The organism is Pseudomonas sp. SWRI111, assembly GCF_014268555.1.
Taxonomy (GTDB): domain Bacteria; phylum Pseudomonadota; class Gammaproteobacteria; order Pseudomonadales; family Pseudomonadaceae; genus Aquipseudomonas; species Aquipseudomonas hamedanensis.
The window spans coordinates 34,036-48,012 of the sequence record NZ_JABWQQ010000031.1; the positions used below are offsets into that span (position 1 = coordinate 34,036).

12 protein-coding genes are annotated in these 13,977 nt (G+C 60.2%); 3 read left to right on the plus strand and 9 right to left on the minus strand.

What is annotated here, in order from left to right; all coding sequences use genetic code 11:
- Positions 1-119: 119 nt before the first annotated feature.
- On the minus strand, positions 120-1,646 hold the full coding sequence (locus tag HU755_RS24965) for a nucleobase:cation symporter-2 family protein (protein ID WP_186637580.1): 1,527 nt from the start codon (positions 1,644-1,646) through the stop codon (positions 120-122).
- 253 nt (positions 1,647-1,899) lie between these two features.
- On the opposite strand from HU755_RS24965, the gene HU755_RS24970 reads away from it, so the two are divergent.
- Both HU755_RS24970 and HU755_RS24975 read left to right on the plus strand, forming a co-directional pair.
- Complete coding sequence (locus tag HU755_RS24970; RefSeq protein WP_186637582.1) at positions 1,900-2,184, plus strand: BrnT family toxin; 285 nt, start codon at positions 1,900-1,902, stop codon at positions 2,182-2,184.
- 3 nt (positions 2,185-2,187) lie between these two features.
- A complete protein-coding gene (locus tag HU755_RS24975) occupies positions 2,188-2,523 on the plus strand; it encodes a BrnA antitoxin family protein (RefSeq protein WP_186637584.1) in 336 nt (111 codons plus the stop codon).
- On the opposite strand, the gene HU755_RS24980 is transcribed toward HU755_RS24975, so the two are convergent.
- The 4 genes from HU755_RS24980 to HU755_RS24995 form a co-directional block, all read right to left on the minus strand.
- Complete coding sequence (locus HU755_RS24980) at positions 2,520-3,353, minus strand: arylamine N-acetyltransferase (protein ID WP_186637586.1); 834 nt, start codon at positions 3,351-3,353, stop codon at positions 2,520-2,522. The genes HU755_RS24975 and HU755_RS24980 overlap by 4 nt on opposite strands.
- An 89-nt stretch (positions 3,354-3,442) precedes the next feature.
- The gene (gene xth / locus HU755_RS24985) at positions 3,443-4,237 is read right to left on the minus strand and encodes an exodeoxyribonuclease III (RefSeq protein ID WP_186637588.1); all 795 of its coding nucleotides are present in this window, start codon (positions 4,235-4,237) and stop codon (positions 3,443-3,445) included.
- An 82-nt stretch (positions 4,238-4,319) separates the two neighbouring features.
- Positions 4,320-5,762 carry a mechanosensitive ion channel family protein gene (locus tag HU755_RS24990; protein ID WP_186623410.1) on the minus strand — a complete coding sequence of 481 codons (1,443 nt, stop codon included), beginning with the start codon at positions 5,760-5,762 and terminating at the stop codon, positions 4,320-4,322.
- A gap of 240 nt (positions 5,763-6,002) precedes the next feature.
- Positions 6,003-6,869: a pirin family protein gene (locus tag HU755_RS24995; RefSeq protein WP_186637590.1), complete on the minus strand. Its 867-nt coding sequence runs from the start codon at positions 6,867-6,869 to the stop codon at positions 6,003-6,005.
- Positions 6,870-7,215: 346 nt separating this feature from the next.
- Here HU755_RS24995 and dkgB point away from each other — a divergent pair, with 346 nt between their 5' ends.
- On the plus strand, positions 7,216-8,019 hold the full coding sequence (dkgB, locus tag HU755_RS25000; RefSeq protein WP_186637592.1) for a 2,5-didehydrogluconate reductase DkgB: 804 nt from the start codon (positions 7,216-7,218) through the stop codon (positions 8,017-8,019).
- On the opposite strand, the gene HU755_RS25005 is transcribed toward dkgB, so the two are convergent.
- From HU755_RS25005 to HU755_RS25020, 4 genes are all read right to left on the minus strand, one after another.
- On the minus strand, positions 8,020-11,238 hold the full coding sequence (locus HU755_RS25005) for a transporter substrate-binding domain-containing protein (protein WP_186637595.1): 3,219 nt from the start codon (positions 11,236-11,238) through the stop codon (positions 8,020-8,022).
- Between the two features lie 10 nt (positions 11,239-11,248).
- Entirely contained in the window at positions 11,249-11,872 is a 624-nt protein-coding gene (locus HU755_RS25010; protein WP_186637597.1) for a response regulator transcription factor, read from the minus strand.
- A gap of 138 nt (positions 11,873-12,010) precedes the next feature.
- A complete protein-coding gene (locus HU755_RS25015) occupies positions 12,011-12,448 on the minus strand; it encodes a chemotaxis protein CheY (protein ID WP_186623404.1) in 438 nt (145 codons plus the stop codon).
- Positions 12,449-12,539: 91 nt separating this feature from the next.
- A complete protein-coding gene (locus HU755_RS25020) occupies positions 12,540-13,742 on the minus strand; it encodes an EAL domain-containing protein (RefSeq protein WP_186637599.1) in 1,203 nt (400 codons plus the stop codon).
- Positions 13,743-13,977 lie beyond the last annotated feature (235 nt).

A 13,977-nucleotide genomic window follows, 5' to 3' on the forward strand; every position in this document is an offset into this window, starting at 1 on the left:
AAGCCCCTGAATTGAAAGATTCAGGGGCTTTTTTGTGGGCGCTCCAAAAGATCAAAACATCGACAATAAAAAGGGCCGATCAGTACTTAACAGATCGGCCCTTTTTTCAGACGCCGCGGTCAGACATGTTCGCTGCTTTTCGCCTGCGCTTTCGGTGCGCCATGCCCATGATCGTGCTCCGAATCCACCTCGATCACCGGCACTTCCTTGCCGTCGCAGTCATGCAGCTTGCCGTCGCTGAAGTAGTCGCCTTCACGCAGCGCAGCCAGATCGCGATAACGCAGGGTTCGCTCTTCCGCCGCGGCAAACACAGACTGCTGATCCGAGTTGCCAGCGGTAAAGTGGTTGAACGCCAGGTTGAGCAGGATCGCCATGATCGCCGACGAGCTGATGCCGGAGTGGAAAATCGTCGCGAACCAGCTCGGGAACTGGTCGTAGAAGTTCGGCGCAGCAATCGGAATCATGCCGAAACCGATCGACGTGGCGACGATGATCAGGTTGACGTTATTGCGGTAGTCAACCTTCGACAGCGTACGAATGCCGCTTGCTGCTACGGTACCGAACAGCACGATACCGGCGCCGCCGAGGACCGACGTCGGCACAGCAGCAATCACCCTTCCCATGAATGGCAACAGGCCAAGGATTACCAGAAACAGACCGCCGGTGGCGACCACGAAACGGCTCTTGATCCCGGTCACCGCCACCAGCCCGACGTTCTGGGCGAAAGCGCTCTGGGTGAAGGAACCGAAGATCGGCGCAAACATGCTCGACAACATGTCGGCGCGCAGGCCATTGCCCAGACGTTTTGAATCAACCTTGGTTTCGATGATTTCGCCGACCGCCAGAATGTCCGCCGAGGTTTCCACCAGCGTCACCATGACCACAATGCACATCGACAGAATCGCGGCGAAGTGGAAGGTGGGCATGCCGAAGTGGAACGGCGTCGGGAAGCCGAACATGGGACCTGTGGTGACGCTGGAGAAATCCGCCATGCCGAGGAACACCGCCAGCACCGTGCCGATCACCATCGCCAACAGGATCGACAAGCGCGAAATGGTTGCACTGCCGACCTTGCTCAGCAGCAACACCAGCACCAGCGTGACCGCCGCCAGACCGATGTTCTGCATGCTGCCAAAATCCGGCGCATGGCTGTTACCGCCCATGGCCCAGCGGGCGGCCACCGGCATCAACGTCAGGCCGATGGTGGTGATGACAATGCCAGTGACCAACGGCGGAAAGAACTTGGTGATGCGTGAGAACACCGGCGTGATCAGCAAGCCGATCAACGAAGCGGCAATCACCGCGCCCAGCACCGACTGAAAGCCGCCCTCCCCGCCACTGCTGACGATCGCGACCATGGTCGCCACGCCGGAGAACGACACGCCCTGTACCAGCGGCAACTGACAACCAAAAAACGGCAGGCCCAGGGTTTGCAGCAGCGTCGCCAGCCCCCCCGCAAACAATGAAGCAGCAATCAACAAGCCGATGTCCGCCGGCGACAAACCGGCCGCCTGGCCAATGATCAGTGGCACCGCAACGATACCGCCGTACATCGTCAGAACATGTTGCAGGCCGTAAGCCATATTCGCGCCGACCCCGAGATTTTCATCCTCGGGCCGTTGGTGTGAAACATGGGGCGTTTTCATGGTGGGGGGTTCCCTGGTTTTTGTTATGCGCACACTGTATTCAATACTCGGGACAAATGTCCATAGAGTTGTATACAACTTATCAGTCACATAATGGTTAGCTAGCCACCCAACCTTCCAGCCTGCGGTTTGCGCCCGCACAAATCCGGCAACACATCCCCGACTGCGCCAGCGCACCTGCCCACTAGGCTGAAGTGTTCATGGCGACCGACGGCGCGGTCCCGCCCTTCTCTATACATATAAAGTATGCATAATGAAGTCATTCGACATTCAGTACGACAAAAGCAAGAACGCAGCCAACAAACTCAAGCACAAAGGCATCAGCCTCGCCGAAGCCGAACCGGTCTTCTACGACGAACGCGCGATCACCCTTGAGGACAGCGACCATGACGAACAACGCTGGATCACCCTTGGCCTCGATGGCAAAGGACGCTTGCTGGTCGTTGCATACAGCTATCGCGCAGCCAATGTGGTTCGAATCATTTCTGCACGTGCCGCCAGTCCGAGCGAACGGCGCGCGTATTTTCCGGAGGCTTGACCGATGAACGATGAATATGACTTTTCCCAGGGCAAACGCGGTGCCGTGGCGTCCAGCAAAGGTAAAAGGCGCATTACCATCATGCTTGACGATGCGGTGATCGAGGCGGCGCGTGCAGTCGCCGAAAACGAGGGTTTTGGTTATCAGACAGTGATCAACAACACGCTGCGCCATGCCCTGCTGGAAAACCCTCGCCAGCAGACCGACGCGGAGAATGGCGAGGTGTCCGGGCAGTTTAAAAAAGGCATTACGGCCGCTGACCTCAAGAGCCTCGAGAGAAAACTGTCGGCGGCCATCGGCGAAATCCGCCGCGTGCTGGAACCAGACGTGAAGCCCTAGGCAGACACTCGCGCGATCACCTGCGCCAGCGATTGCCGCATTGACGGCGAATCAGCCACCTGCAGGCCAAACTCGCGCGCCAGCAATTCAATCAACTCATCGACCTGCGTCACGTCGCGCCGCTCACTCTCATCACCGATGCGATGAAGGGCGAAGCTGCCATTGTTCAGCGTCTTGCGCCAGCCCTCCCCGGTGCGCGCGACCATTAATCGCTGGGCAAACGGTGAGTCTGGGTGCGTCGAGACGTACCAGTTGCCGACGGTGTAATCGACGTCTTCCTGGCGTTGCAGGTCGAACAGGTACATCGGCCGCCATTCGCCCGCGACGTTGGCGTGCAACATATAGCCGTCGGCCTGTTTTTCGATGCGATAAGGTTCGTGAGGGGTGGGTTGCACGGCTTCCGTGTCGAGCATCAGCGGTGCGGTCGGCACCATGCCGCCGAAGCCGACGTCAGTGATATAGCGAACACCGTCGAGGGTGACCAGGCTCAAGCGGTGAGTCCGCGCCGTCCAACTGCCTTCAGGCTGATTCATCACCACGCGCCCGCTGATTGCGCGAACGTCGAAGCCCAGTTCAAGCAACAGGGTGAAAAACAGCTTGTTGAGCTCGTAGCAGTAACCGCCGCGACCACCCAACAGGATTTTTTCTTCAATTGACGGCAAATCGATCAACACCGGCGCGCCAGTAACCGTGGCCAGGTTTTCGAAAACAAACACAGCGGTGTGGCGCAACTGTAACTGGCGCAGGGTAGCCAGCGTCGGCGATGGAGGCGCATCAAAACCCAGGCGTTGCAGGTACAGCTTCAGGTGGGTCAGGCGTGGCTCGCTCATTGCTCGGTCCTTATGCAGGGGGCGTTGATAGACACCCTGTATACGGGATCGAGCGGGGTTTTCGACAATTGATTTCGCCAATCAACCGCTCAGCGTTTTTTACGCGAGCCGATACGAATCCACGTCGGCGCATGATCACTGGCGTGCGGTTCGTTGCGCACCCAGGCATCGACTCCCGCCTCGTGCAAATACGGACTCAGCGCCGGGTTCAGCAAAAGATGGTCGATGCGCAGGCCGGAGTTGGTTTGCCAGTGCTGGCGGAAATAATCCCAGAAGGTGTAGAGGCGTTCCTCGGGATACAAATGCCGCAGCGAATCGGTCCAGCCTTGATCCAGCAGACGTTGATAACACTCGCGACTTTGCGGTTGCAGCAAGGCGTCCTTGAGCCAGGAACGGGTATTGTAGATGTCCATGTCAGTAGGCACGACGTTGTAGTCACCGGCCAGCACCACCGGGTGATCGCTGCTTTGCAGGTCTTCCGCGTAGCTGATCAACCGCTCGAACCAGGCCAGCTTGTACTCGAATTTCGGCCCCGGCTGCGGATTGCCATTGGGCAAGTACAGGCAACCGACCAGCACCCCGTGCACCGCCGCTTCGATATAGCGGCTCTGGGCGTCGTCTGGATCGCCGGGCAGCCCGCGCCGGCTCTCCAGCGGTTGTGCATCCCGCGCCAGAATCGCCACACCGTTCCACGACGCCTGGCCTTGCCAGATCGCCCCGTAACCCGCCGCTTCGAGCTCGGCTGCCGGAAACGCGCTGTCCACCGATTTCAGTTCTTGCAGGCATGCGATGTCCGGTTGCTCACGCTCCAGCCACGCCAGCAGATTCGGCAGCCGCGCGCGCAGGCCGTTGACGTTGAACGTGGCAATGCGCAGGTTTTTCATCGTTCGCCGCTCCTGTCAGGGGGATTGCACTTCTGACCCCCTAACCGTTGCGCAGGTTGCATTCAATCACCACGGCCAGCCCTCAGGCGCGATTGCGCAGCCACTGCAAGAAGCCTCTTTTCGGCGCAACGGCTGGCGCTTCTTCGGTGAGCGATTGCGCCTTGTGCAGACGAAAATCGAGCAACGCCTGCATGGCATCGTGGATGTCATGGCGGGCGTCCAGGCACGGCTTCAGGTATGACTTTTCGATGCGATACAAGGTGCAAAACGTCTTCGCCGTAAAGTCGGCAGGCAGCGCCGTGTCGCTGAGAATCCCCGCCTCCCCGATCACTTCGCCCGGCCCCATGCGCCCGGACTCCAGCGCTGTGCCGTGCCGCTTCAACGTCACCGAGACCACGCCGGACTCGATAATGAACAAATGATCGCTGACCTCCCCGCCCGCCAGAAGGGTCTCGCCGGCGCGGAACGTCTGCAGGGTCATGTTCTGGCTGAAGGTGTCTTTTTCTTCCTCACGCAGCGTGGAAAAAATCGGCGAACTGTCGAGCAGTGCCCGTGGCCGCGACAGCGTAGACGCTGTACTGGCTTCATTGCTGGACAGCAGATTGACCCCGGACGCCTGCAAGTGGCGGTAAGCCAGATCGAACAACTGATTGCGCACTGCGCGCTTCTCGCCCATCGAGGCGACGAAACCACTGATTTCGTATTCCGCGCCGCTGCTGCCAGAGCTTTTCAGCGCGACACTCGGCGCCGGACTGTCGAGCAACTGGCGGCACCCTTGCATGGCCCGCTCCAGCGCCTCGATCACCGAGCTGGGCCGCGCATGCGGGCTGACTTGCACGCCGACCGCGACGCCAAACATGTTGCTCGGCCGACTGAAGTTGATGATCTTGGCCTTGGCCGCCAGCGAATTGGGAATCACCGCCATGCTGCCCTGACTGGTTTGCAGACGTGTGGCGCGCCAATCGATATCGGTGACCCGGCCTTCGGTGCCGTCGATGGAAATCCAGTCATCGAGCTGATAGGGCTTGGTGGTGTTGAGGACGATGCCGGAAAACACATCGCTCAAGGTGCTCTGCAAGGCCAGGCCGACAATGATCGCCAGCGCGCCCGACGTCGCCAGCACGCCTTTGACCGGCAGGTCCAGCACGTAGGCCAGCGCGGCAATAATCGCGATGAGGAAAATCACGGCGCCAAGCAAATCCTGCAACAGCCGTCCGGTGTGGCCGACCCGCTGCATCATCACTGCGCCGATCAACACCGTCAGGGTCCGCGCGCCGAACAGCCACCAACCGATCTGCAACGCCGTCGCCGCCAGGTGCAGCGGCACGTTGTCGGCCCACGGTGCCGGCTCCATCGGATTCAGGCCTTCGTTGAACAGGACGATGCTGAACAGGGTAAAAATCAGCACCCGCACCAACAGCTTCCACTCGCTGCCTCGGGAACTGATCAGACGCCAGAATCCAAGGTCGAGGAGGATCAGGACAAATGCGCAAAACAGCGGATGTTCGGTCAGCAAAGACAACATCAAACCACTCCGACGAAGGCCAATCGCGAGAAGATCGCACAGATTGAGCCAGTGTAGGAGCAATTGATTTCAGCGGATGAACACCCGCACAAAAACACCGCAAAACAACTGTGGGAGCGGGCTTGCTCGCGAAGGCGTCGTGTCAGTCGATGTGTCTGTGACTGTTCCACCGCATTCGCGAGCAAGCTAGCTCCCACATTGGGTTTTGGGGTGTGTCAGGTGACTGCCCCTGGCTGTGACTCAGGCCTGCATCCGGCCAAAGCGGCCCGACTGGAAGTCGGCGAATGCCTGGTGGATTTCCTGCTCGGTGTTCATCACGAACGGGCCATGGCCGACGATCGGTTCGTCGATCGGCTCGCCGCTGAGCAACAGCACTACCGCTTGTTGGCTGGCCTGGAGGGTCAATCGATCGCCATCACGCTCGAAGAGCACTAACTGCCCTTCCCCCACCGATTCCGCGCCGTTGACCTGCACCGAACCTTTCAATACCACCAGCGCGGTGTTGCGCCCATCGTGCAGTTCCAGCGTCAGCAACTTGCCGGCGTTCAGGCGCAAGTCCCAGACGTCGATGGGCGTAAACGTGCGCGACGGACCTTTATGGCCTTCGAACTCACCGGCGATCAGACGCAGGCTGCCAGCGTTGTCCTTGAGCGCAATGCGCGGGATATCGCTGTCGAGGATGGTCTGGTAGCCCGGCGCGGCCATTTTGTCCTTGGCCGGCAGGTTGACCCACAGTTGCACCATTTCCATACGGCCGCCGGTTTTGGCGAAATCGTCGGAGTGGAACTCCTCGTGGAGAATTCCCGACGCGGCTGTCATCCATTGCACGTCGCCCGGGCCGATAGTGCCGCCGCTGCCGGTGGAGTCGCGGTGCTGCACTTCGCCGTCGTACACGATCGTCACGGTTTCGAAACCACGGTGCGGGTGCTGGCCGACGCCGCGCCGCTCGGTGGTCGGGGTGAATTCGGCCGGACCGGCGTGATCGAGCAACAGGAACGGGCTGATGTGTTTGCCCAGGTTGTCGTAGGAAAACAGCGTGCGAACCGGAAAACCATCGCCGACCCAATGGCCGCGCGGGCTGGTGTAGATACCGAGAATGTTTTTCATGGGCTCTCCAATGGGTAAATGCCTTGGATTAAGCCTAAAGGGAGATCGAGTTTCGCACTAGACCGCGAAAACCGGCTTGAGTGTTCTATATGCAGAACGCTGGATCGGCGGTGCGCCCTTCGCGAGCAGGCTCGCTCCCACAGGATTCTGGATGAATTCGTGATTTGTGCATAACCACAACTTCTGTGGAAGCCAGCTTGCTCGCGAAGGGGACAGGCCGGACAACCCGGGTCTCGAAAATGATTCATGACTTCTGCTCAACATTGCTTTGTCCAACCAGCGGTTTTTCTCATTGATCCGGACGCGGATACTGCGGCCATTCCCACTGCATTCCAGGAGTCATTCCATGTCTGTTCCCGCTTTCGGCCTTGGTACGTTTCGACTGCAAGGCCAGGTGGTCATTGATTCAGTGAGCACAGCCCTCGAACTCGGCTACCGCGCCATCGACACCGCGCAGATTTACGAAAACGAAGCCGAGGTGGGTCAGGCGATCGCTGCCAGTGGAATCGCGCGCGACGCGCTGTTCATTACCAGCAAGATCTGGGTGGCCAACTTCGCCGCAGATCGCCTGATCGCCAGTCTCAAGGAAAGCCTGCACAAATTGCAGACCGACTACCTCGACCTGACGCTGATCCATTGGCCATCGCCCAACCATGAGGTTCCTGTCGAAGAGTTCATGGGCGCGCTGCTGGAGGCAAAACGCCTGGGCCTGACGCGACAGATCGGCGTGTCCAACTTCACCATCGACCTGATGAAACAGGCCATCGCCGCCGTCGGTGCCGAGCACATTGCGACGAATCAGATCGAACTGCACCCGTACCTGCAAAACCGTAAAGTCGTCGAGTTCGCCCACAGCCAAGGCATTCACATCACCTCGTACATGACCCTCGCCTACGGTGAAGTGTTGCAGGATCCGCTGATCCAGAAGATTGCCGAGCGCCTGCACGCCACCCCGGCGCAGGTCACGCTGGCCTGGGCGATGCAGTCGGGTTTTGCGGTGATTCCGTCCTCGACCCGACGCGCCAACCTGCACAGCAACCTCGGCGCGACCGCGCTGACACTGAGCGATGCCGACATGGCGCTGATCGCCAGCCTGGACCGCGGCCATCGCCTGACCAGCCCAAAAGGCCTGGCCCCTGCCTGGGACTGATCAGGCCTGAAGACGTTGCGCGAGGTTGTGCATGGCTTCGCGCAGCGTCTTGATTGCCGGCAGAACCGCCACCGCATCGGCCTGCTGGCAAGCCTGTTCGAGTTCGACACACGCGGCCACCAGGCGCGCCGCGCCGACCATTTGCGCACCGCCCTTGATGTGATGGGCCAGTTCGCGCAAGCCACTGTGGTCATCCCCGCCCTGCAAACTCGCCAGACGCTGCAGGTCCTGGTCCAGGCTGCGCGAGACTTCGGCGCGCAGGCGTTCAATCAACGCGTGGTCATTGCCGGCCATTTGCTCCAGCGCACTGAGGTCGATTTCCGTCAACACAGGGGCCGGCAATGGCTCGATTTCTTGCTGGCAATGGGCGACCCCCTTTAAGGCCTGTGCCAGGTCGCTCAAGCGGATCGGTTTGAACAGGCAATCGTCCATGCCGGCCTCGAAACAGCGCACCCGCTCCTGCACTTGGGCGTTGGCGGTAAACCCAACGATCCGGCACGGTGCGCGTGCGCTGTGCGCTTCCTCATCGCGGATTGCCCGTGCCAGCTCATAGCCGTTGCGATGCGGCATGTTGCAGTCAGTGATCACCACATCGAACACCCGAGCGCGCCAACGCTCCAGGCCCTGCTCGCCATTCTCGGTGTCGACGGTGCGATGCCCGAGGTCGCTGAGTTGCCAACACAGCAACAACCGATTGACCGGATGGTCGTCGACCACCAGCACGTCGAGCGATCGCAGCGCGCACGGCGCCTCTTGCGTACTTGGCGGAGCCGCTGCGAGTGCAGTCAGGCGCGGCAGTTCAAAGCGCAGCTCGACCCGCGTGCCGAGCCCCGGTTCGCTGTCGAGTTGCAAGGTGCCGCCCATCAGCTCGCAGAGGCTGCGACTGATCACCAGTCCCAGTCCAGAACCGCTGCGCACCGCACCCGGAAGGTTGCCGACCTGGACAAACGGACTGAACAACCGCTGCCGATCAACGGCACTGATGCCCAGTCCGCTGTCCTCGATGATCACGGTCAGTGCCAGTTTTTCTGCCGATTTCAGCTTGAGTTTGAGCGACAGACTGACTTCACCCTGCTCAGTGAACTTGATGGCGTTGCTCAGCAGGTTCGACAGCACTTGCTTGAAACGTGTCGGATCGATCAGCACATCGACGTCACTGTGTTCGTCCAGATCGATGCGCCACAACAGCCGCTTTTGCCGCGCCAGCCCTTCGAAGACACGACTCACCGACGTCACCAGATCGCGCAGGTTGGCGCGTTCCGGTGCCACTGAAAGGTGCCCGGACTCAATCCTGGCAATGTCGAGAATGTCGCCGATCAACGCCAGCAGTTGCTGCCCGGCGTTGGCCGCAACCTGAATCGCCAACCGATCGGTTTCGCCCTCCTCCGCCCGCTTGAGCGCCAGTTCGAGCATGCCGATCAAGGCGTTCATCGGCGTACGGATTTCATGGCTCATGGTCGCCAGAAACGTGGTTTTTGCGCGGTTGGCGTCGTCGGCCGTCTGCTTGGCTTGCTGCAATTGTTGCAACCACTGCTGACGCTGGCGAATCTGCCGGCGCTGAAAACCGATCCACAGCAGCGCCAGCACCAGCAGCACGGCCGCAGCGGCGAAGCTCAGCAAAATCGACTGGCGATGGCGCAACCAGTAGCTGTCATCCACCACCACATCATGGCTCCAGCGCTCGACCAATTCATCCATATGCTGCGGCGCAATACTCAGCAGCGCCTTGTTCAAAATCGAGTGCAGCGCGGTCGCCTGCGGAGCAGTGGCCAAGGCAATCCGCGCCGGCTGGTCGCCGACCGTACCGATGATACGCAAGCGATCACGGTAATGACGGGTCAGTAAAAAGCGCGCAACCAGCAACGAACTGACCGTGGCGTCCACCTGCCCCTTGGCGATCAGTACCATGCCCTCGGCGGGGCTTGCGACTTCGACCAGACGCACGCCGGGAATGCGTTCCAACAGGTAGTCACGCAGTGGGTGGCCGCGATAAATGGCCAGGCGTTTGCCGGTCAGGTCATCGAGGCGACGCGGGCTCTGCGCGGCTGTCGAAGCAACCAGGACAAACGGATTGTTCAGGTAGGCGCGGGTGAAGGCCAGTTCGGCTTCGCGCTCATTGCTCGGCGTTACCACCGGCAGCAGATCGAGTTCACCGGCCTTGAGCTGCTCGATCTGACGGTCGAGGGAAACCCCGCGCACCCGTTCGAACTGCAAACCGCTGCGCTGACTGATCAGAGTCAGCAACTGCGCGCCCAGCCCGCTGAAACGGCCGTCGGCATCGAAAAAAGTCAGCGGGGCGAAATCATCGATGACACCGACCCGCACCACCGGATGTCGATTCAGCCAGTCTTGCTCCATCACACTGAGTTGCACCTGTGACTGTTCCGCCATCTCCGCATGACCGACACTCCAACGCTGCTCGATGAGCTGACGGCGCTCCATGGGCACGGCCTCAAGCGCCTTGTCGACAAGGCGCTTGAGGCGCACGTCGGTGCGCAACAGGGCAAAGCCGAACGGGTTGGCATCCAGCCCGGACGGCCCGGCCAGCTGCAGATCGTTGCGGTAATTGGTGTTGATCAGGTAGTTGGAACTGATGAAGTCTCCCAGGTAGACATCATCCGCACCGAAAGCCACCGCACCGAGGGCATCCATGGCCGACGGGTAGCGTTGCACCTGAGCGTCGGGATAGAACGCTTGTACGCTTGCCAGCGGCAGATAGTCCTCGACCATGGCGATACGCTTGCCTGCAAGATCGGCCGACAGTGTGTCGTCGTGGCGGATCACCAGCATCGGCTGGTCTTCGGCGTAAGCGCGGGACAGCACAAAATCGGGGTCGGCGATTTCAAAGCGGTTGGAGGTGCCCAGCAAGTCCAGTTCGCCACGCTTGAGCGCCGCCATCAAGGCCGGCCGGTCGGCGAAGCGCCGAACATCGATCCGGACGCCGAGCAGTTGCCCCAGCAGATCAGCGTAATCGGCGGTGAGCCCTTCCACTTCATGTTGATGACGGGTGATTTCGAACGGCGGGTAATCCGGCCCGGAAATGCCCATGCGCAATACCGGGTGCTCACGCAACCACTGGCGATCCTGCGCGTCGAGGCGAACCTCGGCATGCGCCGCCCCGGCACGCGTCACCAGTTCCAGCCGCTGCGATGTTTCATCCGCCCAAGCGCTGGTCAGGCAGCTCAGCCACAGCCCGAAAAGCCGATATCCCAGTGCCATGTCCGTGCGTTCAGATCAAATGATTGCGTATGGCAAATTCGCGCAAATGCACGACCGAACTCATCCCGAGCTTTTGCATCAGCCGTTTCTTATACGTGCTCACTGTTTTATGGCTGAGGTGCATGCCCTCGGCAATTGCCTTGTTGGTCTTGCCCTGGCTCAATTGCAGGAAAATACTCAGTTCGCGATCGGAAAGCCGGTCGATCAGGTCTTTTTCCGAGCGCTGCGCAATGCTCGACGCGTGGCCGTCCGGCAAAGAAGAGAAAAATGTATAGCCCGACATCACCGCGCGAATGGCTTCGTGCAGTTGTTGCAGTTGATTGGTTTTGGTCACGTAGGCCATGGCCCCGGCGCGCTGGCAGCGCTCCTGGTAAAACAACGGATCATAGGAACTGAACACCACAATGCGACAGTCAAGCCCAGTGGTTTTGATCCGCGCCATGACCTCCAGTCCGTCGAATACCGGCAAATGCAAGTCAAGGATCACCAGTTGCGGCGCGTGTTCGCGGATCAGCGACACCACCTCGTTGCCATTGCTGGCCTCGTAGATCACCTTGAAGCCTTCGGCTTGCAGCACAATCCGGACGGCAGCGCACACCACTGGATGGTCGTCGACGATCAGCGCTGACTTCATGGACACTCCCGAGGCAAAACTGGCAATGCAGGCGACCACTGGACTGTTCCAGACACGGTGGCTGCACAGCGACTGTTACACGGGATGAAAATCGAAACACCTGTCAAGTCTGACAGGTGCGCAAAACAACAAACTGTGTTAGGCCCGACGCTGCAGCGCTGCTTGCGGTGCCCAGCCTGACGCGTCCGGTTGCTGCTCTGGCGCATCGACGAACGCCATCAATTGCCGGATCAACGCCGATGAGGGCAATGCGACAGGGCTGATCTGGACATTTTCCTGGGCAAAACCGGCCGCCATCTGCAGGGGTGCGCTGGGTTCGTTGTAGATCAGGGCATGGCGCACCTGTGCATTGCCTAGGAAGAAGCCCAGCAGGTCGAGCCGGCCAGCGGCCAGCTCGGCGTTGATGACCACCACATCGAAGGGGTCACAGCCGTAGTCGACCAGGGTCAACAACTCGGCGAGGTCCTGCACCGGGGCAACGCGGTAGTAATCGAGGTGGTTGAACAGGCGCTCGATCTTCATCCGGTGAAAATGCTGCGGGTCGGCGATCAGGATTCGCAGGGCTTTGTTGATCATGGTCAATCTCCCGAGGGTGAAATTTTCTTAGGATAAGGCTACGCAGGACACCTGGAAGACTCTGTAAGACTTTTCCTAAAAAACCGGTTATTCATCCGAGGTCCGCCGAGCTGCGCTGCTGCAACCAGACGAGAAGATCCGCTCCGGCCATGGGCTTCGCGTACCAGTAGCCCTGACCTTGCGTGCAGCCCAGCGCAAGAAGTTCGCGGCGTTGGGCATCGGTCTCGATGCCCTCGATCACCACGCTCATGCCCAAGGCCTCACCCAGCGCCAGCGTGCTGCTGATTGCCGCCCGGCAGCGCGGCTCATCGGCGAGGTTGCGAACGAAATCAGCGTCGAGCTTGATCTCGTTGAACGGCAACTGACACAAACGCTGCAAGGAGGAGAACCCGGCGCCGAAGTCATCGATCGACAAGCGACAGCCCATCATCCGCAGACGCACCAGGGTTTCCAGGCTGGTGGCCGGCGCTTCCAGCAAGCCGCTTTCCGTCAGTTCGAAGGTCAGGCTGGCGCCGCACGCGCCGTGGCGCCGGAGCAAAGCCTTGAGACTGGCGGCCAGCTCAGCGTTGGCCAGTTGCACCGTTTGCAGATTGAACGCCATGTTCACGGCGAAACCGTTGGCCCCGGCGCTGCGTTGCACCGTCAGGGCCTGTTCCATTTGAGAAAACAACAACGCGTCGAGCAACCCGCATTGTTCCAGCACGGGCATGAACAACGCCGGGGCAATGATCCCCTGCTGCGGATGCAGCCAGCGGCACAACACTTCGACGCCACAGACTTCACCGGTGTGCAGGTTGAACTTGGGCTGGTACCAGGCGCGCAACTGCTGTGCAGCCAAGGCCTGGCGCACCGCCGCTGCGCTGGCCAGCTTCACGGTGGCTGCCGGCAGGCAGGTCACGCGCGGCCTGTCGACGGCTTTTTTCAACAGGTCTGCCAGCCCCTGTATGTGCACCGGCTTGCCAACATCGCCGAGCAGTTCCAGACCGAGTAACGCAACCATTTGATGCACAGCCCGGCGTAAATCCACCGACAGCGAACTGCTGATGATCACTGACTTGACCTGGCCTGACGCGCCGACCCGCTGCAAAAATTCCAACCCATCCATGCCTTCCATCTGCAAGTCGCACAGGGCCACGTCGACCGTGCCGACCTTGTCCAGCAAAGCCAGCGCCTGGGCACCGTCACTCGCCTCAAGTACCTCGCGACAGCCCAGGGTGCGCAAGATATTCACCGCAACCGAACGTTGAAAAGGATGGTCCTCCAGCACTAAAACCCGTAGCGGCAGATCGGACATGGGGACGGACTCACGGGTTGAATGGCGTGAGTCAGTCTGGGTCATTCGAGGAGGCAAATCTTCAGGAAACGTCTCAAAATTCGTGAGAAATTTCCTAAACGTCGAACGTCAACAATGGCCCCAGGGCCAGGATCAGCCGACGTGGTTTGCGCGCACTGTGCCCGCGAAGGCGTTTCGTCAGTCAACGCATCTGCGACTGACACTGCGCTTTCGCGAGCAGGCTGGCTCCCACACT